This window comes from Corynebacterium sp. HMSC06D04 (assembly GCF_001807315.1).
Classification (GTDB): domain Bacteria; phylum Actinomycetota; class Actinomycetes; order Mycobacteriales; family Mycobacteriaceae; genus Corynebacterium; species Corynebacterium simulans.
The window spans coordinates 127,089-148,062 of sequence record NZ_KV788529.1 but is presented as its reverse complement, the minus strand read 5'-3'; the positions used below and the strand labels follow the sequence as shown (position 1 = coordinate 148,062).

At 60.2% G+C, this 20,974-nt stretch carries 15 protein-coding genes and 1 riboswitch; of the genes, 2 read left to right on the top strand and 13 right to left on the bottom strand.

Going from position 1 to position 20,974, the window contains the following annotated elements:
• Positions 1-619 precede the first annotated feature (619 nt).
• Complete coding sequence (locus HMPREF3155_RS03045) at positions 620-2,413, top strand: ribonucleoside triphosphate reductase (RefSeq protein WP_070432545.1); 1,794 nt, start codon at positions 620-622, stop codon at positions 2,411-2,413.
• Positions 2,370-3,110, top strand: coding sequence for an anaerobic ribonucleoside-triphosphate reductase activating protein (locus tag HMPREF3155_RS03040; RefSeq protein ID WP_210385633.1), 741 nt, complete (start codon positions 2,370-2,372; stop codon positions 3,108-3,110). Before HMPREF3155_RS03045 ends, HMPREF3155_RS03040 begins: the two co-directional genes overlap by 44 nt.
• Here HMPREF3155_RS03040 and HMPREF3155_RS03035 read toward each other — a convergent pair.
• The 13 genes from HMPREF3155_RS03035 to HMPREF3155_RS02975 all read right to left on the bottom strand — a co-directional run bounded on the left by HMPREF3155_RS03035 (position 3,091) and on the right by HMPREF3155_RS02975 (position 20,857).
• A complete protein-coding gene (locus HMPREF3155_RS03035) occupies positions 3,091-3,642 on the bottom strand; it encodes a nucleoside/nucleotide kinase family protein (RefSeq protein WP_070432543.1) in 552 nt (183 codons plus the stop codon). The two genes, HMPREF3155_RS03040 and HMPREF3155_RS03035, sit on opposite strands and share 20 nt — an antisense overlap.
• Positions 3,643-3,661: 19 nt before the next feature.
• Positions 3,662-4,432: an energy-coupling factor transporter transmembrane component T family protein gene (locus HMPREF3155_RS03030; RefSeq protein ID WP_070432542.1), complete on the bottom strand. Its 771-nt coding sequence runs from the start codon at positions 4,430-4,432 to the stop codon at positions 3,662-3,664.
• Positions 4,425-5,837, bottom strand: a complete 1,413-nt coding sequence (locus HMPREF3155_RS03025; protein WP_070432541.1) for an ABC transporter ATP-binding protein — start codon at positions 5,835-5,837, stop codon at positions 4,425-4,427. Before HMPREF3155_RS03025 ends, HMPREF3155_RS03030 begins: the two co-directional genes overlap by 8 nt.
• Before the next feature lie 15 nt (positions 5,838-5,852).
• The gene (locus HMPREF3155_RS03020) at positions 5,853-6,476 is read right to left on the bottom strand and encodes an ECF transporter S component (protein WP_062042319.1); all 624 of its coding nucleotides are present in this window, start codon (positions 6,474-6,476) and stop codon (positions 5,853-5,855) included.
• A riboswitch (TPP riboswitch) is annotated at positions 6,465-6,562 on the bottom strand. Its footprint overlaps the gene before it by 12 nt.
• A 189-nt stretch (positions 6,563-6,751) precedes the next feature.
• Positions 6,752-10,744 (bottom strand): DNA-directed RNA polymerase subunit beta', encoded by a 3,993-nt coding sequence (locus HMPREF3155_RS03015; protein ID WP_070432540.1) that lies wholly within the window; start codon positions 10,742-10,744, stop codon positions 6,752-6,754.
• A gap of 136 nt (positions 10,745-10,880) precedes the next feature.
• Positions 10,881-14,375: a DNA-directed RNA polymerase subunit beta gene (locus HMPREF3155_RS03010; protein ID WP_061920458.1), complete on the bottom strand. Its 3,495-nt coding sequence runs from the start codon at positions 14,373-14,375 to the stop codon at positions 10,881-10,883.
• Positions 14,376-14,603: 228 nt separating this feature from the next.
• Positions 14,604-15,560: a cell envelope lipid trafficking protein PgfA gene (locus HMPREF3155_RS03005; protein ID WP_070432539.1), complete on the bottom strand. Its 957-nt coding sequence runs from the start codon at positions 15,558-15,560 to the stop codon at positions 14,604-14,606.
• A gap of 128 nt (positions 15,561-15,688) precedes the next feature.
• Entirely contained in the window at positions 15,689-16,075 is a 387-nt protein-coding gene (rplL, locus tag HMPREF3155_RS03000; protein ID WP_070432568.1) for a 50S ribosomal protein L7/L12, read from the bottom strand.
• 79 nt (positions 16,076-16,154) lie between these two features.
• Positions 16,155-16,676: a 50S ribosomal protein L10 gene (rplJ, locus tag HMPREF3155_RS02995; RefSeq protein WP_070432538.1), complete on the bottom strand. Its 522-nt coding sequence runs from the start codon at positions 16,674-16,676 to the stop codon at positions 16,155-16,157.
• Positions 16,677-16,994: 318 nt separating this feature from the next.
• Positions 16,995-17,789, bottom strand: a complete 795-nt coding sequence (locus tag HMPREF3155_RS02990; RefSeq protein ID WP_061920452.1) for an ABC transporter ATP-binding protein — start codon at positions 17,787-17,789, stop codon at positions 16,995-16,997.
• A 6-nt stretch (positions 17,790-17,795) separates the two neighbouring features.
• Positions 17,796-18,848: a FecCD family ABC transporter permease gene (locus tag HMPREF3155_RS02985; protein WP_062035923.1), complete on the bottom strand. Its 1,053-nt coding sequence runs from the start codon at positions 18,846-18,848 to the stop codon at positions 17,796-17,798.
• Positions 18,845-19,912 (bottom strand): FecCD family ABC transporter permease, encoded by a 1,068-nt coding sequence (locus HMPREF3155_RS02980; RefSeq protein WP_083281229.1) that lies wholly within the window; start codon positions 19,910-19,912, stop codon positions 18,845-18,847. The genes HMPREF3155_RS02985 and HMPREF3155_RS02980 overlap by 4 nt, the downstream gene beginning before the upstream one ends.
• Positions 19,913-20,857 (bottom strand): ABC transporter substrate-binding protein, encoded by a 945-nt coding sequence (locus tag HMPREF3155_RS02975; protein ID WP_070432537.1) that lies wholly within the window; start codon positions 20,855-20,857, stop codon positions 19,913-19,915.
• Positions 20,858-20,974: the final 117 nt, after the last annotated feature.

Genomic DNA, 20,974 nt, shown 5'->3' with positions numbered 1-20,974 from the left:
CGCAAAAATAGGGGCTCTTTTCCGGGGCCCTTCCGCATGTCCAGAACATCAATCAGCCATTCAAGCCGATTAATCGATCAGACTTTTCGCCCCACATGAAGGCGAAACCTCTTCGAACAATAGCAGCGACACGCAAAACATCCAAATTCCACCTACCTGGCGATTTATCCAATCGTCGCAGGCAGGAATAACGCAAGGCTTTACAACGCCACACCCCACCCGAGCCCGCCTGTGACAAATTCCCCGGAACTTTGATCCCCACCCAAAATCGGGCATTAGGCGAGGCCTATAGGGACAACAATCACATCCACTAAATAGGCACACGCCCCGTCGGCGTTTCAACATTCGAACCACTATATATAGAAACGATAAACCCATTAGTGCGAATATCTTGTGTTTTAGTTGCTCGCCCCGGCAGAAATTACAGCTATGTTATTTCGTGTCGCCCGGCGCTGCGTGGTGGCTTTTTGGCATCCCGGCTTGCCGCAAGTCCTCCCACATGACTGCAGTTGCCACCTAATTCCCCCACATGCACGCCTGGGCGTGCCATCAGAGCTGGAAAGGCAGCGAGCTTTTCGCTGTACCAGCGCTCCATTTTCATAACGAAGGGAAGAACTACATGGGTTCACGGACCATTAACGTCGCAGATTCCATCGAAGAGTACTTGGGCCGGCGCGATTGGCGCATCAACGCCAATGCCAATCAGGATTTCTCGCTAGGAGGGTTGATTCTTAACAACGCTGGCAAAGTAACCGCTAATTACTGGCTAGATGAGGTCTTTACGCCAGCCGCGGGAAGTGCACACCGAGCCGGTGATATTCACATCCATGATCTAGACATGCTCAGCGGCTATTGCGCTGGCTGGTCACTGCGCCGAGTTCTAGAAGAGGGATTCGGTGGCGTTCCAGGCACTATCTCTTCAGCACCACCGAAGCACTTTTCCTCCGCGTGCGGACAGATCGTCAACTTCCTGGGCACTCTGCAAAACGAGTGGGCAGGCGCGCAGGCCTTCTCCAGCTTCGATACCTACATGGCGCCTTTCGTGCGGCTGGATAGCCTCAGCTACGGCCAGGTGCTCCAGCACATGCAGGAGTTCATCTTCAACTTGAACGTGCCTTCCCGCTGGGGCACGCAGACGCCATTTACAAACCTCACTTTCGATTGGCACTGCCCTGCCGACTTACGCGACCAGGTACCGCTCATCGGCGGCGAGCCCGTCGACTTCTGTTACGGCGACTTGGAGGCGGAGATGGTCATCATCAACCGTGCCTTCATCGAGGTGATGTCCGCCGGCGACGCGGACGGTAGGCCTTTCACCTTTCCTATCCCCACCTACAACATCACCCCGGACTTCGATTGGGACAGCGAGAACGCCGAGGCGTTGTTTAGTATGACCGCGAAGTACGGGCTGCCCTACTTCCAGAACTTCCTCAACTCTGATCTAGACCCAGGCATGATTCGTTCCATGTGCTGCCGGCTGCAGCTGGACCTGCGCGAGCTATTAAAGCGCGGCAATGGCTTGTTCGGCTCGGCCGAGTTGACCGGCTCCATCGGCGTGGTCACGCTCAACTGCGCACGCCTGGGCTACCTCTACCGCGGCGACGAGGAGGCGCTATTGGCGCGCGTCGCAGAGCTGGTAGATCTCGGCGTCGACACGCTCGAGCGCCGCCGCGCCTTTGTTAACGAGTGCTTGGACAAAGGTCTTTTCCCCTATACCAAGCGTTGGCTACCCAGCTTGGATAACCACTTCTCCACCATCGGGGTCAACGGCTGCAACGAGATGATCCGCAACTTCACTTCCAATGCCTACGATCTCACCGATACGCGCGGCCACGCACAGGTTCTGCGTCTGCTCGAGCGGGTTCGCGCACTGCTTGTCGACGCCCAGGAGAAGACCGGGCACCTTTATAACCTCGAGGCTTCACCCGCCGAGGGCGCTACGTACCGCTTCGCCCGCGAAGATCTGAAGCGTTATCCAGACATACTGCATGCCGGCACCGCAGAAGAACCGTATTACACCAATTCCTCGCAACTGCCCGTCGCGCACACTCCCGATCCTTTCACCGCACTTGCAGCCCAAGAGGACCTGCAGACCCAATACACCGGCGGAACGGTGCTGCATCTCTACATGGGTTCGGCGATGTCGACCGGCAAGGCTTGTGCGACCCTGGTGCGCCGCTCGCTGGAAAAATTCCGCCTGCCCTATGTCACCATAACGCCGACTTTCTCCATTTGTAGCTCCCACGGATACATATCCGGCGAGCATCCGCACTGCCCCGACTGCGGCTCCACCACCGAGATGTGGACGCGCGTGATGGGCTATTTCCGGCCAGTCTCTAGCTTCAACACGGGCAAGAAGGGAGAGTTCCATGAGCGCCAGTACTTCGACGAGAGGCTTGCGGCCAGCGTCTAAGACTGCACCTTCGTTGCAAGAGCCGAAGCTAAATTCCAGAACGCAGCTGCCGATTGGCGGGCTTATCCCCTTCTCGGCTTCGGATTGGCCGGACCACCTGACCATGACGTTATTCCTCAACGGCTGCCCGCTGCGCTGCAGCTACTGCCATAACCCGCAGCTGCAGGCCTTTGGGCCGGGAAACTATAGCTGGCAGGACGCGTTTTCCTTGCTATCCAAGCGCCGTGGGCTTCTCGACGGCGTAGTCTTTTCCGGCGGCGAGCCACTTTCCGCGCCCGGGCTGCCGCAAGCGATAGCCGAAGCCCACGCGGCTGGCTTTAAGGTTGGTCTCCACACGAGCGGATACCTGCCGAGCAGGTTGGAAAAGCTCGTGGATAACCCCCTGACGCGGCCAGAATGGATAGGCATCGATGTCAAGGCCTTGCCAGATGATCTGCCACAGGTCACCGGCTGCAGCCGCGCCCAAGCGCAGCGGATGTGGGAGTCCTTTTATCTGTTGGCAGAAAACGCCCGGGCAGGGCGGCTAAAACTACAGGCCCGCACCACTTTGTGGCCCGGCTCCTGCATAGAGGCACGGCTTCCCGAGCTGGAAGAACGCGTTGCACAACAAGGACTTAAGCTCGTGCGCCAGTGGGCACACGACGTCGACAAGCACGGCGTCTACCGCGGGGCGGAAGCTACTGCCAAACCCACGTAAATTCGGCGTCGGTGGCGTGCTCGGAGAAGTAAACCTTCTCCTGTGCCTCCCAGGTCTCGAACCACTCTGCGTAGTCCGGATCTCGCTCGATGGCTCGCTCATAGCGCTTTTCGCGCGGGCCGTCGAGGCCCACCGTAATCACGGTGCCGCGCTCCTGAGCGGCGGCGATATTTTCTGGGGTAACCGCACCGACTCCCTCCACGATAAGGTCATCGCGCGCGTCCAAACTCGCCCACTCACCGGGCGCATTGGCTTCCCAATCCCAGCGCCAGTAGCCAGGATTGGCCCCGCGCAGCACCTGTTCGGCAACCATCTGGGAGCCCTGCTCAAGGCCGTGCCAACCGGGATAGAACTCGTCCAGGTGCACCACACGCCAGCCTGCTCTATCGGCGAGGGCGGCGCAGGCCCACGTCTTGCCAGCACCCGATGGCCCATCGATGAGCACCGTCACCGGCTTGAAGGGTTTCTTGCGCGTCGCGGCAGCCTTGATGACATCCTCGATGAGGCGGTCGAGCTGACTGTCGAAGTCCATGCTTCGTGGCCCTTTCGTCTTATAGACCGAAGAATCTCCAGGAATCTGTAACTACCGACGCTACCACCGGCACTGCTGCCAAAAGTGAACCGGCTAACATGATGAGCCAATCTTTCCTGCTCACACGCGACTCGCGCGCCCACGTGCGTGACGGCGAGTACAGCGGAGTACGTCCAAAGCCGCGGGCCTCCATCGCCGTGGCCAGCTTGCCGCCGCGACGTAGCGCCACTACCAAAAGGCCGAAGGACATCGTAAGCAAATGCTTAACCTTGCCGCGATCCCCCAATCCCCGCGCCCTCCGGGCACGAGCCATGGAATCCCAGTCGTCTCGAAACAGCGTCGCCATACGCACACCGGCGACCGCGCCAATAACAAAACGCGAAGGCAGGCGAAGGTTCTGCGCCAGGGCGTCGCCTAAGCGTGTGGGATCAATGTCGCGCGCGAGAACAATCATTGGCAGCGCTACCGCGAGCACACGCAGCATCATCGCCACCGAAAGGCGCACCGAGTTCTCCGAAACCACGATGAGCCAAAGCCGGAAGTAAACCTCCCCGCCCTCGGCGCCATACAGCAACATCGACACGCCAGACAGTGCGGCGAGGATAAACAGGAACCATCCGCTCCTTATGAGCTTTCCCCAGCTGACTCCACACAGCGGCGCAAATACGAAGGTGATGACCAAAGAAACCGCGGCGGAGACCCAATCCACCGAGAGAAACAACGGCAAGGTCAGCGCCAGCATAAGGTAAACCCGCGTCAATGGGTTTACGCCGGACAAGATATTAGGCACGTGGCACCTCCACGCGGTGGTCACCGAGAGCCGCGATGAAGAGGGGATCGTGGGTTACCGAGGCAATGGTCACTCCCTCATCGCTTAACTCGCGCAGCATCCACACCAGTTCCGCGAAGGTCTGCGGATCCTGGCCAAACGTCGGCTCATCAAGCAACAGCACCGCCGGCGCGCTGACCAATGCTGTGGCCACCGAAAGGCGCCGTTTCTCTCCGCCCGAAAGGGTGAAGGGATTGGCGCCAAGCAGCTGCCCCAAACGCAGGCGCTCTACTAGTTCCGCGATGCGCTTTTCTGGGATCTCCTCGCCCATCACTCGGGGTCCCACGCGCAGTTCATCGGCAACGCTGCGCGCAACGAATTGATGTTCTGGGTTCTGAAACACGTACCCAATGCGATGCGCGAGCTCCCGCGACTTCCACGTTGCCGGGTCTCCTTTAAGGCCGCGGCGCACGTGCTCGGCGACGCCCACCTCACCCGACGTATACGGCAACAGCCCGGCCATGGTTTCCAGCCAGGTGGTCTTGCCAGCACCATTAGGGCCAGTCACCACGGTCGAAGCTCCCGTAGGAAGCTCAAAGGTACGCGGCGGACCAAAACGAGTCAGCAGGTCCTTCGACCACATTGCTGGTTCAAGGCTGGATACGTCTTGTTGAACGCGAGCCTGTGGCAGCGTGGGCATCGCCTGGGCGCGTGCTTCCAGCACCTCGCCCATGGAAGCGTCAAGCGCAACCTGCCCGTCCTCGATGAGTAGTCCGCGTTGCAGCAGGTGACGCCATCTATCTGGCTGGTGCTCAACCACGATGAGCGTGGCGCCGGTGCGCTCTACTAGCTGGGTTACTGCGCGGACCACCGAATCGGCTCCCTCTGGGTCGAGGTTCGCCGTGGGCTCGTCCAACAAGATAAGTCCTGCGCCCATCGCCATCACGCCCGCCAAAGCCAAGCGTTGCTTCTGGCCACCGGAAAGCCGAGCGGTGGGATAGTCACGTGGAAGGTCAAGACCCACCAGCTCCAAGGCTTGGTCGACGCGGCGCCAAATCTCAGAGCGTTCGAGGCCAAGGTTCTCGCAGCCGAAAGCAACGTCGTCGCCCACTCGCGAGGAAATTACTTGGGAATCAGGATCCTGCAGGACCAGCCCCACTGGCATGCCTTCGCCAGGCCACTCACCATTGCCCGCGGTACCAGCTCCGAAGAGCTGGATCTCTCCTACCTGCTCGCCTTCCTCGTCGCCGCCGAGCACTCCGGCAAGAGCCGCCAAGAGCGTGGACTTGCCAGAACCGGAGTCACCGCACAGCAGAATTCGGTCGCCGGGCTCGACGTGGAAAGCAACATCCCGCAGCGCCGGCTCTGCGCGCCCGGCATGGGTCCAGCCGAAGCCTTCTACGCGGATGCCTGTTCCAGAAACCATTCTTGAAAGTGCTTCTTAAGACTCGCGGCCTGCAGCAAAGCGGTCGAGCGCACCAGTGGCCGCGAGCGCCTTGACCGTGAAGTAGCCCAGCACACCGGCGAGGATTGCGCCGGAAAGGCAGGTGCACACCAAGTAGATGATGTTGTATTCAACGGAACGGGCTAGGTGGCCGGCAGTGAAGAGCTCCAAAGTCCATGCACCGACGCCGGCGGCTAGGCCAGCGATGGTGGCAACAAGCAGGTTAAAAGAACGGTAGGCAAAGATGGCGAAGACAATCTCCACGCCGATGCCCTGGGCGATGCCAGAGAGCAAGGTTGCCGCGCCCCACTGGGAGCCAAGAGCGGCGGAGACGCAGGCAGCGAGCAGCTCCACGAAGAGCGCCGCACCCGGCTTGCGGATGATGAGCCCACCGAGCACGCCTCCCAGCAACCAGATGCCAGAGGCCAAACCGCCCAGGCCAGGGGTAAAGGCATCGAGAGCCTCGTAGCCGGCATAACCCGCGGTGTTCCAGAACAAGAAAATCAGGCCACACGCCACGGACAAAACCGCGGCCACGACGATGTCGACGACGCGCCAGCGGCGGTTAGGCTTTCCAGCCGTGTGTGCAGAGCGTGCCGAAGATGCAGGTGTAGTAGACATTTTCCTCCCTCGCGCCGGTATTACCCGGATCAGGTGCAACGGTTCCCCATATGTGGGGGTCTCAGCCTTCTCCCGCGCAAACTGCTGCGTTTGTTGTTCCTGAGTTTCGGTCTAAGGAGGGAGAAAGCACCCGTGTTCGCTGTGTAATTAGATGACTTCGTCAATTTGGACCCACTAATGCTAGCAAAAGTAAAAGGCCCCATGCCTAAAAGCATGGAGCCTCTCAAAGCCGCAGCGTTATACCCAGAAAGCTGGGACATCGCGCGGGGGTGGACTTAGAACGTGAAGTCCTCATCCAGCGGGACGGATGCGCCGGTGAACTCACCAAATCCATCGTCGCCGTAGATGGAATCGCCGTAAGTCGGGATCGAGTACGCAGCGTTGCGTGCGGCCTCGGTCGGCTTAACGGAGATGTTGCGGTAACGCGAGATACCGGTACCAGCAGGGATGAGCTTACCGATGATGACGTTCTCCTTCAGGCCAATGAGCTGATCGGAGCGCTTGTTAATAGCGGCGTCGGTAAGCACGCGCGTGGTCTCCTGGAAGGAGGCCGCGGACAGCCAGGACTCGGTAGCCAGCGATGCCTTGGTGATACCCATGATCTCGGAGCGCAGCTGAGCTGGCTCGCCGCCCTCGGCAACCTGTGCGGCGTTGACCTGCTTGGCCTCAGAGAGGTCAACCAGAACGCCCGGCAGGTAGTCGGTGGAGCCGGAGTCAATGACGGTACCGCGACGCAGCATCTGGCGGATGATGATCTCGATGTGCTTGTCGTGGATGGCAACACCCTGGGTACGGTAAACGGCCTGCACCTCGTCGATGAGGTGCTTCTCGACGCCGCGGCGACCGAGGACCTCGAGGACGTCGTGCGGATCAGCCGCACCACGCATCAGGCGCTCGCCGGTGGTGACGTGGTCACCGTCGCGCAGGGAACGCTCGATCATTGCGTCCGGGTTGGACTCCATCGGGCGGCGGACCTGTGCCAGGCCCTGGCGCTTCGACAGCTTCTCGTAGACGACGTTGTCGGAACCGTCATCCGGAGTGATGGTCAGGGTCCAGAAGTTGCCCTCATCGGACAGGGACACGGTGCCGTCAACGGATGCGATCGGCGCACGGTTCTTCGGATTACGTGCTTCGAACAGCTCCTGCACACGTGGCAGACCGCCGGTAATGTCGCCACCGACACCACCCTGGTGGAACGTACGCATGGTCAGCTGGGTACCCGGCTCACCAATGGACTGTGCAGCCACGATGCCGACTGCCTCGCCGATGTCGACAAGCTGGCCGGAGGCCATGGACTTGCCGTAGCACTTCGCACAAACGCCGGCTGGGGTCTGGCAGGTAAGGACGGAGCGAACCTTGACCTCGGCGATGCCGGCAGCCAGGATCTTCTCGGTCAGTTCCTCGGTCAGGTCAGAGCCTGCCTCTGCAACGACGGTGCCATCTTCAGCCTTCACATCGGACGCGACAACGCGGCCGGATGCGGAAGTCTCCCACAGCTCGTGTTGAACCAGCTTGTCGCCGGCCCACTCGCCCAGCGGAACGCGGACGCCCTGGCGGGTGCCACAGTCCTCTTCACGGACGATGACGTCCTGTGCCACGTCAACGAGACGACGGGTGAGGTAGCCGGAGTCCGCGGTACGCAGTGCGGTATCGGCTAGGCCCTTACGGGAACCGTGCGAGTTGTTGAAGTACTCCAAGACCGACAGACCCTCACGGAAGGAGGTCTTAATCGGACGGGTGATGTAGTCACCCTTGGAGTTCACGACCATGCCCTTCATGCCGGCCAGGGTCCAGATCTGACGCATGTTACCCGCTGCACCAGACTTAACGATCATCGGAATCGGGTTGTCATCCGGGTAGAGATCCTCGACTGCCTTACCAACGGTGTCGGTAGCGTCCTTCCAGAGCTCAACCAGGCGGTCGTAACGCTCACGCTCGGTCAGCGCACCCTGCTCCCAGTACTTGCGCTCGATGCGCTGTGCTTCCTTCTCGTAAGACTCGAGAACCTCGGTCTTGTTCGGAAGGACCAGAACGTCGTCCATGGTGATGGTCACGCCAGAGCGGGTTGCCCAGTAGAAACCGGCATCCTTCATCTTGTCCAGAACCTGGGCAACGGTGATCATCGGGTACTTAGCAGCGAGGTCGTTAATGACGTCACCGAGCAGTACGGAGTTCTTGGCGCCGCCCTTACGGACCATGACGCCCTCGAGGTACGGGTAGTTCCACGGCAGCAAGTCGTTGAACATGATGCGGCCAAGGGTGGTCTGCGCCATCCAAGCCTGGCCCTTCTGCCAACCATCAGGGAACTGCTCAGCCTCGATCTCAGCCGGCGGACGCAGGTGGGAGATGCGGACCTTGATTGGTGCCTGCAGGCCCAGAACGCCGCGGTCGCGAGCCATGATGGCCTCGGCGTAGGAGGAGTAAACACCGGTTGCGGGGCCGTTTTCGGTCGCCTCGGTGTAGCGGCCCTCGCCGCCGATCTCGCCCTCTGCCTTGTCCATGGTCAGGTAGTAAAGACCGGTGACCATATCCAGACGCGGCATAGCCAGCGGCTTACCGGATGCCGGGGAAAGAATGTTGTTGGAAGCGAGCATGAGGACACGAGCCTCAGCCTGTGCCTCTGCGGACAGCGGCAGGTGAACTGCCATCTGGTCACCGTCGAAGTCAGCGTTGAACGCCTCGCAAGCCAGCGGGTGCAGCTGAATTGCCTTACCCTCGACCAGCTTCGGCTCGAAGGCCTGGATACCCAGACGGTGCAGCGTAGGTGCACGGTTGAGCATAACCGGGTGCTCGGAAATAGCCTCTTCCAGAACGTCCCAAACCTCAGGGCGCTGGCGCTCAACCATGCGCTTTGCAGACTTGATGTTCTGTGCGTAGTCGTTTTCGACCAAGCGCTTCATGACGAAAGGCTTGAACAGCTCGAGAGCCATCAGCTTCGGCAAACCACACTCGTGGAGCTTCAGCTGCGGGCCGACGATAATAACGGAACGGCCGGAGTAGTCAACACGCTTACCCAGCAGGTTCTGACGGAAACGGCCCTGCTTGCCCTTGAGCAAGTCAGACAGAGACTTCAGCGGACGGTTGCCAGGTCCGGTGACCGGGCGGCCGCGACGGCCGTTGTCGAAGAGCGCGTCAACAGACTCCTGCAGCATGCGCTTCTCGTTGTTAACGATGATCTCAGGAGCGCCGAGATCGATCATGCGCTTCAGGCGGTTGTTGCGGTTGATAACGCGGCGGTACAGGTCGTTCAGGTCGGAGGTGGCAAAACGGCCACCGTCGAGCTGAACCATCGGGCGCAGCTCCGGCGGGATAACCGGGATCGCGTCCAGGACCATGCCTGCCGGGTCGTTACCGGAGCGCAGGAAGGCTGCTACGACCTTCAGACGCTTCAGCGCGCGCATCTTCTTCTGGCCCTTGCCATTGTTGATGACTTCGCGCAGCTCTTCGGCCTCAGCCTCGAGATCGAAGTTACGGATAAGGGTCTGGATAGCCTCAGCACCCATGCCGCCGGTGAAGTAATCCTCGTAGCGATCAACGAGCTCTTCGTAGATGGTCTCGTCGATGATCATCTGCTTCGGAGCCAGCTTCAGGAAGGTGTTCCAGATTTCATCCAGTCGTGCGACCTCGCGCTCGCCGCGCTCACGGATGTGCTGCATCTCCTTGTCAGCAGCGTTCTGGACCTTGCGGCGTGCGTCAGCCTTTGCGCCAGCAGCCTCCAGCTCAGCCAGATCCTGCTCGAGTTTGGCAGCGCGCTCTGCGATCTCAGACTCGGTGTCTTCCTCGACGTCCTTCTTCTCCAGAAGCATCTCTGCTTCAAGGGTGGACTGGTCGTTGTGGCGAGCCTCTTCATCAACAGAGGTGATGATGTTGGCTGCGAAGTAGATGATGCGCTCCAGGTCCTTCGGAGCAAGGTCCAGAAGGTAACCCAGGCGGGAAGGAACGCCCTTGAAGTACCAGATGTGGGTTACCGGAGCAGCCAGCTCGATGTGGCCCATGCGCTCACGGCGAACCTTGGACTTGGTGACCTCGACGCCGCAGCGCTCACAGATGATGCCCTTGTAGCGAACACGCTTGTACTTACCGCAAGCGCACTCCCAGTCACGGGTTGGGCCGAAGATGCGCTCGCAGAACAGGCCGTCCTTTTCCGGCTTCAGGGTGCGGTAGTTGATGGTCTCAGGCTTTTTAACCTCGCCCTTGGACCAACGGCGAATGTCATCGGCAGTGGCCAGACCGATGCGGAGCTCGTCGAAGAGATTTACGTCAAACACGTAATGTCTCCCTTTCATCCCCACGCGAGTGTGGGGAACGTTGATGGCTTTAAAAAATTCTCAAATAGTGTGCCCTGCTGGTAGCTCGGGGGCCACCAGCCAGGACCGTAAGCTCTCACGCTTGAGCTCAAGCGTGCTATGCGATGTCGGCGTCAGCGCGCTCGTCGCGCGAAAGGTTAATACCCAGCGACGGGCTATCCATGTCGTCATCGTCAGAGCCAGACAGCTCCATCGGCGTGCCGTCGGTGGAGAGAACCTCCACGTTCAGACACAGCGACTGCAGCTCCTTGAGGAGGACCTTGAAGGACTCCGGGATACCTGGATCCGGGATGTTGTCGCCCTTCACGATTGCCTCGTAGACCTTCACACGGCCGACGACGTCGTCAGACTTGATGGTCAGCAGCTCCTGCAGGGTGTAGGCAGCGCCATAAGCCTGCATTGCCCACACCTCCATCTCGCCGAAGCGCTGGCCACCGAACTGCGCCTTACCACCCAACGGCTGCTGGGTAATCATGGAGTAAGGGCCGGTGGAACGAGCGTGAATCTTTTCGTCGACCAGGTGGTGCAGCTTGAGCATGTACATGTAGCCGACGGAAACCGGGTACTTGTACGGCTCGCCAGAACGGCCGTCGAAAAGCTGTGCCTTGCCGTGCTCGTCAACCATGACGTCACCGTCGCGGTTCGGGCGGGAGGAAGCCAGCAGGCGGCCGATCTCCTCGTTGGAAGCACCGTCGAATACCGGGGTTGCGGTCAGGGAACCAGCCGGGACGTCGTAAAGCTCTTCCGGCAGGGTCTTGAGCAGCTCAGCGTTAGCTGGGTCATCAACGTCGACCTTCCAGCCGGCGTGTGCCAGCCAGCCAAGGTGGACCTCGAGGACCTGGCCGATGTTCATACGACGCGGAACACCGTGGGTGTTCAAGATGACGTCGACAGGCGTGCCGTCAGCCATGAATGGCATGTCCTCTGGCGGCAGGATCTTGCCCACGACACCCTTGTTGCCGTGACGGCCAGCGAGCTTATCGCCATCCTGGATCTTGCGCTTCTGAGCGACGTAAACGCGGATCATCTCGTTGACGCCCGGTGCCAGATCGTCGTCGTCTTCGCGAGAGAAGCGAGCAACGCCAATGACCTTGCCGTTCTCACCGTGAGGAACCTTCATGGAGGTATCGCGAACCTCACGTGCCTTCTCACCGAAGATGGCGCGCAGCAAGCGCTCCTCCGGGGTCAGCTCGGTCTCACCCTTCGGGGTGACCTTACCGACGAGAATGTCGCCTGCGCGAACATCAGCACCAATGCGAACGATGCCTCGCTCATCCAGGTCGCGCAGAACATCGTCAGAGACGTTCGGGATCTCGCGGGTGATTTCCTCGGCACCCAGCTTGGTATCGCGAGCATCGATCTCGTGCTCCTCGATGTGGATGGAGGTCAGAACATCGTCCTCGACGATGCGCTGGTTCAGGATGATTGCATCCTCGTAGTTGTGGCCTTCCCAAGGCATGAAGGCAACCAACAGGTTGCGGCCCAGGGACATCTCGCCGTTGTGGGTACCCGGGCCGTCAGCCAGAACCTGGCCGGCCTCTACGCGCTGGCCCAGCTCGACGAGCGGGGTTTGGTTGTAGTTGGTGCCCTGGTTGGTGCGCTCAAACTTACGCAACATGTAGGTGTCACGCTGGCCCTCGTCATCCATGATGGTGATGAGATCAGCGGTGACGTTTTCTACAACGCCAGCCTTCGGGGTGATGATGAGGTCGCCGGCGTCGTATGCAGCGCGCTGCTCCATACCGGTACCAACGAAAGGTGCCTCGGAGCGCACCAGCGGCACTGCCTGGCGCTGCATGTTAGCGCCCATCAGCGCACGGTTAGCATCGTCGTGCTCCAAGAACGGAATCATGGCGGTTGCCACGGAAACCATCTGGCGTGGGGAAACGTCAACGTAGTCGACGCCGGAAGCGTCGGTAACTCCGATGTCGCCGTCCTTCAGGCGGACCTCGATACGGGTGCCGACGATGGTGCCGTCAGCTTCCTTCTCGATTTCCGCCTGCGCAATTGCGAACTTATCTTCCTCATCAGCGGTGAGGTACTCGACCTCGTCGGTGACCTTGCCGTCAACAACCTTGCGGTACGGGGTCTCGATGAAGCCGAAAGCATTGACGCGAGCGTAGGAGGCCAGGGAGCCAATCAGACCAATGTTCGGGCCCTCCGGAGTCTCAATCGGGCACATACGGCCGTAGTGAGAAGCGTGTACGTCTCGGACCTCAATGCCGGCGCGCTCGCGGGACAGACCGCCTGGGCCCAGCGCAGACAGACGGCGCTTGTGGGTCAGACCAGACAGGGAGTTGTTGTGGTCCATGAACTGGGACAGCTGCGAGGTACCGAAGAACTCGCGGATAGCAGCAGAAACCGGACGCACGTTGATAAGGGAGGTCGGAGTGATGGACTCCGCATCCTGAGTAGTCATGCGCTCACGAACGACGCGCTCCATGCGGGACAGGCCAACGCGGACCTGGTTCTGGATGAGCTCGCCGACGGTACGCAGACGACGGTTACCAAAGTGGTCGATGTCGTCAGTGTGGATGGCGATGGTCTCGCCGTTCGGAGCGGTCATCTCACGCTCACCTACGTGCAGGCGTACCAGGTACTCGAGGGTGACAGCGATGTCTTCCTCGGTCAGGGTCATCAGACCATCGTGGTCACCGCCCAGACCCAGCTTGCGGTTGACCTTGTAACGGCCCACCTTTGCGAGGTCGTAGCGCTTTGCACGGAAGAAGGAGTTATCCAGCAGGGACTGCGCGAGCTCGCGGGTTGGCTGCTCGCCCGGACGCTGCTTGCGGTAGATCTCCAACAAAGCCTCGTCAGTGTTTGCCACACCATCGGACTCGAGGGTGGACATCATCAGCTCGGAGAAGCCGAAGCGCTCGCGGATCTGCTCCTCGGACCAACCAAGGGCCTTGAGCAGAACGGTTACTGGCTGGCGACGCTTACGGTCGATGCGGACGCCGACGGTATCGCGCTTGTCGACGTCGAATTCCAGCCATGCACCACGGGAAGGAATCACCTTCACGGAGTGCAGTGGACGCTCGGTGGACTTATCGATGGTCTGATCGAAGTAGACGCCCGGGGAGCGAACGAGCTGGGAAACGACGACACGCTCGGTACCGTTAACGATGAACGTACCCTTGTCCGTCATCATCGGGAAGTCGCCGATAAAGACGGTCTGAGACTTGATCTCCTGGGTGTCGTTGTTGATGAACTCTGCGGTCACGTACAGCGGCGCGGAGTAGTTGATGTCCTTTTCCTTGCACTCGTCGACGGTGTTTTTCACCGGCTCGAAGCGAGGCTCCGACAGGGACAGGGACATGTTGCCCGAGTAGTCCTGAATCGGAGACAGTTCCTCAAGGATGTCCTCGAGGCCGCTGGTGACGCGAGCCTCGGGACCGCGCTCAGCCTGCTCGCGCTCGCGCCACTCTGGCGAGCCGATCAGCCATGCGAAGGAATCGAGTTGTAGATCGAGGAGGCCCGGGACGGCGATAGGCTCGTTGATTTTCGCGAACGAGTATCGCTTCGGGGCTCCAGGGATATTGGCCACTGACTTGGTCTGGCGGGAGACTGCCAAGATGGGTCCTTCCAGCACCTCACGCGGATTGCCTCCCCGCCCTGGCCGACGAGGTGCAAAACCGCTGGTAAATTTAGCATTCGGTCTGCTGTGGATTATCTGGGTTCAGAATGCACAAAATCACCTTGTCAAGTCGGTTTTGCCATCACCTACTTGAAAGGCTAAATGTGCACCGAAGATCCAGATTCCAGCGCAACGATATAGCTTATAGGAAAACTCCCACCGTGTAAAGACGAAATCAGCATGTTACTTACGGCGGCGCTTTTGGAAGGCACCCAATGCCCCAGCCAAACCGATGAGAGTCAGCACCGCGCCTAGGCCCAAGACGGCCCAGCGAACCATGGTGGCAAAGGCGGGCTTTGGGAATTCCGCGGCTTGTGCGAGGAAGGCGGCACGGTCCTCGTCAGAGGTCTTGCCCTCGAACATGAATTGGGTTTCGCGGCCGGCACCACTGCGGTCGCCCCAATAGTCATCAATAGCCACGTCCATTCCTACCACCATGCCGGTTACCTGATCGACGTAGAAGTCGCGTGTCGCCTTGTGGAATAGGTACCCCTGCTCGGTCGAATCATCTTCATTGTGCAAGGTGGTAGTGGTCTGCCCTGGGTACAAGGTCGCAAGATTAGTCGGCTCAACTTCTTGATGGAAGCGATAGACGGTGCGCCCCTCGATTTCCATCTCCTCCTCGAAGACGGCATCGGCAGCCTTGCGCAGATAGGGGTCAAAGACTGGGTACGTAGTCTGCTCGGTTGCTGCCGGGAACTTTAACCACACACCATCGACGGTGACCTGCGCGGTAGGGCTGCCCAGGGTGTGGGTAAGGGAGGCGTCGCCAAGCGCGTCACCGCTCAGGCGGTCCATGGGGTAGCTCCACACGCGCGCCATGGAAAGATCCTCCACCTTGCCGCTATCGCCGCGCATGGCCGACTCACCGATGCGGAGCGTGGTCTGCTCTTTATCTGAAGGATCTTGAATGTCCATGTTGAGCTGATAAGTCATTGGCCCCTCGTAAGGACTCGTACCCTCCCCTGTCACTACCTGCGACTTGGCGGAATCGTCGTGCAGGGTCCAGGTGGTGTGCTGCAAATCCAAAGGCATGCGCGGTTCGAAGCTCAAGGACTTCGGCGCCGCGATACCTGCAGCCATTAGCGCAACGCCGAGGCCTAGAAGCAGGACAGAAAAGATTCGGGACTTGGGCAGCATGGTGGAATATTCTACAGGTCGCGGGCGCGGAGACTGGAATCTGCACGCGGGGCGGGACGGACAAACACCTCCAAAACGGGAACAACCCCGTCTCCCAGCGGGGAAACGGGGTTGTAAGCCAAGTAAAATTACTTGAGCTCGACAGAAGCGCCAGCCTCTTCCAGCTTAGCCTTAGCAGCCTCAGCATCGTCCTTGGAAGCACCCTCGAGGATAGCCTTCGGTGCGCCCTCAACGAGCTCCTTAGCTTCCTTCAGGCCCAGGCCGGAGACGATCTCGCGGACAGCCTTGATGACGCCGATCTTCTTTGCGCCAGCGTCGGTCAGAACGACGTCGAACTCGTCCTTCTCTTCCTCAGCAGCGGCACCAGCAGCCGGTGCGCCTGCAGCTGCAACTGCAACCGGAGCAGCAGCCTCAACGTCGAAGACCTCTTCGAATTCCTTAACGAACTCGGAGAGCTCAATGAGGGTCATTTCCTTGAAAGCTTCAATGAGCTCGTCCTTGGTGAGCTTAGCCATGATGGCCATCCTTTCTTTTGGGCTGCCATGCAACCCAGATTGTGTTTGTGTTGATTTTTATGCGCCTTGATTGGCGACTTTAAGCCTCGGCAGACTTCTTGTCCTGCAGGGCCGCAGCGGTGCGGACCATCTTGGTAGCAGGAGCGTTGAATGCAGCCGCAGCCTTTGCCATAGAACCCTTCATAGCGCCGGCAAGCTTTGCGAGAGTGGTCTCGCGGTTGTCCAGCTCGGCGATGGCAGCAACCTGCTCTGCGGACAGAGCGTTGCCATCCATGTAGCCGCCCTTGACGACGAATGCCTTGTTGTCTTCAGCGAACTTCTTGATGACCTTAGCGGCATCCACTGCCTCGCCCTTGATGAACGCAATTGCGGTCGGGCCAGTCAGCTTATCGTCAAGACCTTCGATGCCAGCCTCGTTAGCGGCGATCTTGAAGAGGGTGTTCTTGGCGACGGAGTACTCAACGTCAAAGCCCAGGTTGTTACGCAGCTCCTGGAGCTGAGAAACGGTCAGGCCGCGGTACTCGGTCAGCACGATAGACTCAGCGCCAGCGAGCTTCTCCTTGAGCTCCGCGAGATCTGCGGTGTTCTTCGGGTTTGCCATGTTCTACTTCGCCTCCTTTCGAAACATCTCTGTGATTTTCCGTCGAGACATCTTCAATAAAAAATGCCCCGTGCAAGAGCACAGGGCGCGCAGCATAAGAGAATGCCGCGATTAATCGCAAAGTGTCTCCTGCGTGGGCCGTCCCCTAGGATGAGGAACCTTCGATCCGGACTCCCGGATGACCGACGGTCTTCGGTGAACTTTGACTCGACCTTTCAGGCCGTTCAAACTTCGCTAGGAACTATACAAGCCACGCTAGCCAACTCCAAATCGCGGCTCTCGGGGCTTCCTTCTCCCTGTTTCACCCAACGAGAATTCTTAGTCCCTGAGCACCCCGCGCGGAACGATGACGGGGGCGTCGCTTCGCGGGTCATCCCAGATCTCGACGTCGATGCCATAGGCGGCTGCCAGCACTTCTTTCGTCAACGCCTGCTGGGGAGTTCCCTGCGCGATGACCTCGCCGTTGTTCATGACCACCATGGTGTCGGAGTACTGGCCGGCCAGCATGAGATCGTGCAGCACAACGACCACCGTTTTCCCGGCGTCGGCCTGTTTGCGCACGAGCTCCAAAACGCTCATGGCGTGGGCTGGGTCGAGGAAGGTTGTGGGTTCGTCGAGAAGCAGCACTGGCGTGTCCTGCGCCAGAGCAAGCGCCAGCCACACCCGTTGGCGTTGGCCACCCGAGAGCGCCGCGATATCACGGTCGATGAAGTCCGTAATGCCCGTCTCCACGCAGGCCTGCGCGATGATGTCGCGGTCCTTCGCAGACAGTCCCCGACCGCGGCCCAGGTGCGGGTAGCGCCCGCGCGCTACAAGCTCGCCCACCCGCAGCCCGTCCGGCGCCGTCGGCTGCTGTGGAAGAAGCGCCACGTGGGTAGCTGCTTCTTTCGGGCTCATGCCATGTACGTCTAGCTCGCCGATATGCACGCTCCCCTGCCGCGGGCGAAGAATTTTAGACAAGGTCTTCAGCAACGTGGACTTGCCGCAGCCATTAGGCCCAATGAGCGTGGTGATTTCACCCGGGTGGGCCACCAAGTCAACGCCGGACAGGATGTCGTCCCCGTCCTTATAGCCGGCATGGATACCGGTGGCCGTAATTTCTCTGTCTTTCACTAGCTTTTATCCTCTCCTCCGTGCGGCATTCCACACCAAGATGACCAGGGCACATCCTCCGATGATGGAGGAGACTGCACCCACTGGAGCGTCCATTGGCAACGCTCCAGCAATCACAGCGCACGCACTCAACAAGGCGGCGCCAGCAGCGCAAGAAACCAACGGCACAGGCGTGGGCGTCCGGGCAACAATGCGCCCCACATGCGGGGCGAGAAGCGCGATGAAACCAATGGGGCCGGCCACGGATACAGTCACCGCGCAGATTCCCGTAGCAGCGACCAGCAGGAACGCGCGTGTTCGCGTGATGTTAACTCCGAGGGAAAGGGCCGAGAGATCATCATGCGCAAGAAGTGGCAGCTCCCTGGCACACCACAGACCAAGCACCACGAAAGGAGTCAACCCCACGAGAAGAGGAGCAATGACCTCCATCCGCACGAAGCCCGTGGTTCCCGCCAGCCACAGCTGCGATTGCGCCGCGCGAAGGAGCTCGGCGGCGCGCAAAAGATACGCCACCAGCGCTTGAAACAGCAGCGAGAGCGCGATTCCGACGATAACGATGCGGTTGCTCGTGCCGATTCCCCCAAGCGCTACCAGCAGGATGGCTGCTAGCACGGCACCCAGCAACGCGAGCCCGGCCCGCCACCAGAACATGGAGAGCCCTTCGGCAAGCACAGGCCGGGAGAGCACCGTTCCGAGGACCACCATGACGGACGCACCACCAGTCACGCCAAGGATATCGGGAGAGGCCAGCGGATTGCGCGACATCGACTGCGTCCACGACCCCGCCAGTCCGAGCGCGGCACCCACGATGAGCGTCGCTAGCGCTACCGGCATGCGCAGGTCCCACACAACGCGAATTTCGCTGCGGCTTCCCCCGCCGTTGAGAATCTCCAGGACCTGCCCCGGGCTCAAGGCCACAGGGCCCTGCCCTAGCATGAGGACATAGGAGCTTGCGGCGACCACAACAAAGAAGCAGGTCGCTGCCCATATCCATGTCCGGCGCTGCCGCTCTTGGGAACGCAGATGCTTAACGACGTCCCCCTTCTGCAACCCCCTCATAGCTCGTGCTCCCCACGGTGTACGGCCCAGATGAGAAATGGTGCGCCCACAAAGGCCAAGACGATGGACATCTCCAGCTCGGAGGGACCCACGATGAGGCGGCCCAGAATATCCGCAACGAGTACGGAGCAGCCACCGAGTAAGGCGGCTGGCGCAACCATCGCGGTAACTTCTGGCCCCGTGAACCGGCGCAGCAGATGGGGGATGGCAAAACCAACGAAGGCAATGGGCCCCGTCGCCGCGGTAGCGCATCCTGCTAGCACAACGATGCTCAAGGCAGCACCGCGCCGCGTCAGCGTGGGCGAGCCGCCTAGTGCCACCGAGGATTCCTCCCCCATGGCTAAAAGGTCGAGCGGGCGCGCCACTCGTGCGGCGCTGATAAGCCCGATTAGCAACCCAACACCTGCAATGGCGACATCCTCTGGGCCGCGCCCAAACGTGGAGCCGATGGTCCACCGGCGCATGCTGTCGAGAACATCCGTGGAGTACAGGCCGATCAACATGGCGCTAGAGCTCAAGGCAGCAGCAACGCCTGCGCCGACCAAGACCAGCGTCAAAGGATCCTGAAACCTGCGGGACACACCCAGCACTAATGCCGTGGCCAAGCCAGCGCCGAGGAGGGCGAGCGCTGTCCGCATCCCGGTTGAGGTGGCGATCCCTAGTGTTGTCCCGAGGGCAACAAGGAACGAGGCTCCCGCAGTAATACCAATGAAGCCCGGATCGGCCAAGGGGTTCCTAGTCCAAGACTGAGCGATAACACCCGATACCGCGATGGCAGCTCCCGCGAAGTAGGCCACGAACGTGCGGGGGATGCGTAAATCCCACACGATATTCTCGATATCTGCCTCGCCCCCGTGGAGGAGGGCAGCGAACAGATCCGGAAACGGGATAGTCCTTGACCCCACTACCAGCGAGCACAGCAAAAGGAGGAGGGTCGACACAACTAGGGCCGTGGTGAGCAGTGCGCGGCTTCTTCCCCGCGAATCCAATGCGGCTGCTTCACCGCCGTGGCGCGCACCCGCAGCACCGTGGATAGCATCAGCCTTCCTCGGTAGTGCGAGCATTTAGAGCTTCTCTTCGAACTTGTCGACGGCCCACGGGATCGTCAGCGGGTTCGGAATGCTCATCGCATTGCCGGTGTCCGTGTCCAGGTAGCGAACGCGGCCATCCTTGACCACGTCGAGGCCTTGGAACGTGGAATCCTTCTTGATTTCATCGACCGCGCCGTTGTAGTCCAAGACGAACAGGTAGTCCACGTTGTTGAGCTGGGAGTAGTTTTCCGGGGCATAGTCCACGAAGAAGCTGGAACCATCACCCTGCAATTCCTGCGGAATCTCAAAACCGAGGTTCTCAATGAACTGGCCGCGGCCGTCCTCTGCTGTGTAGAGGCCCAGCTTCCCCTCATAGGGCATGACGATGGCTGCTCGCTTGCCCTGCAGCTCCGGGTGGGAGTCCTTGAACTGCTCGAAGGCGTCCTCCGCCTGGTCAATAAGCTTCTCCCCCTCCTCTTCCTTGTCCACGGCAGAGGCGATGGTCTTGACTTGTTCCTCCCAGGGAATCTGCCAGTCTTCGAAACCTTCGGGCTTCACGGTCAGCGGGGCGATATCCTCGAGGGATTTCTTCGCTTCCTGGTCCACAGCTTGGTTCACGGCGATGATCTGTGTGGGATCCGAGGCAGTGACCTGCTCAAGTACCTCTGCCGTGAAACCGGAAGCGGTGTTATAGATCACCTCGGGCTGGGCATCTCCCAGAAGCTCCTTCGCCCATGGGCCAACGCCGGAGCCATCACCGTCGCCTTGCGCACCCCATGGCGCTACGGCAACCGGAGTGATTCCGAGTGCCAGCACGGTATCGGCATCACCCAGCCCTAGGCTGGCAACGCGCACCTCCTCAGCGCTGTCCGCACCCGTACTGTCCTCGCCACTTCCGCGCGAGCACCCTGTCAGAGCAATCGCTGCCACTGAGACAATAGCGAGCACGCCTTTTGCGCGCCGGCTGATAGCAACCATGAAAACCTTTCCTTCAACGGGAACGAGCACGCAAGCATTCGCACCCCTAAATTATTTGAGGCTAGCCTAACCTGTACGTTATGATGGTTTCAAATTTGGCCTCTACCTAGGATCAAT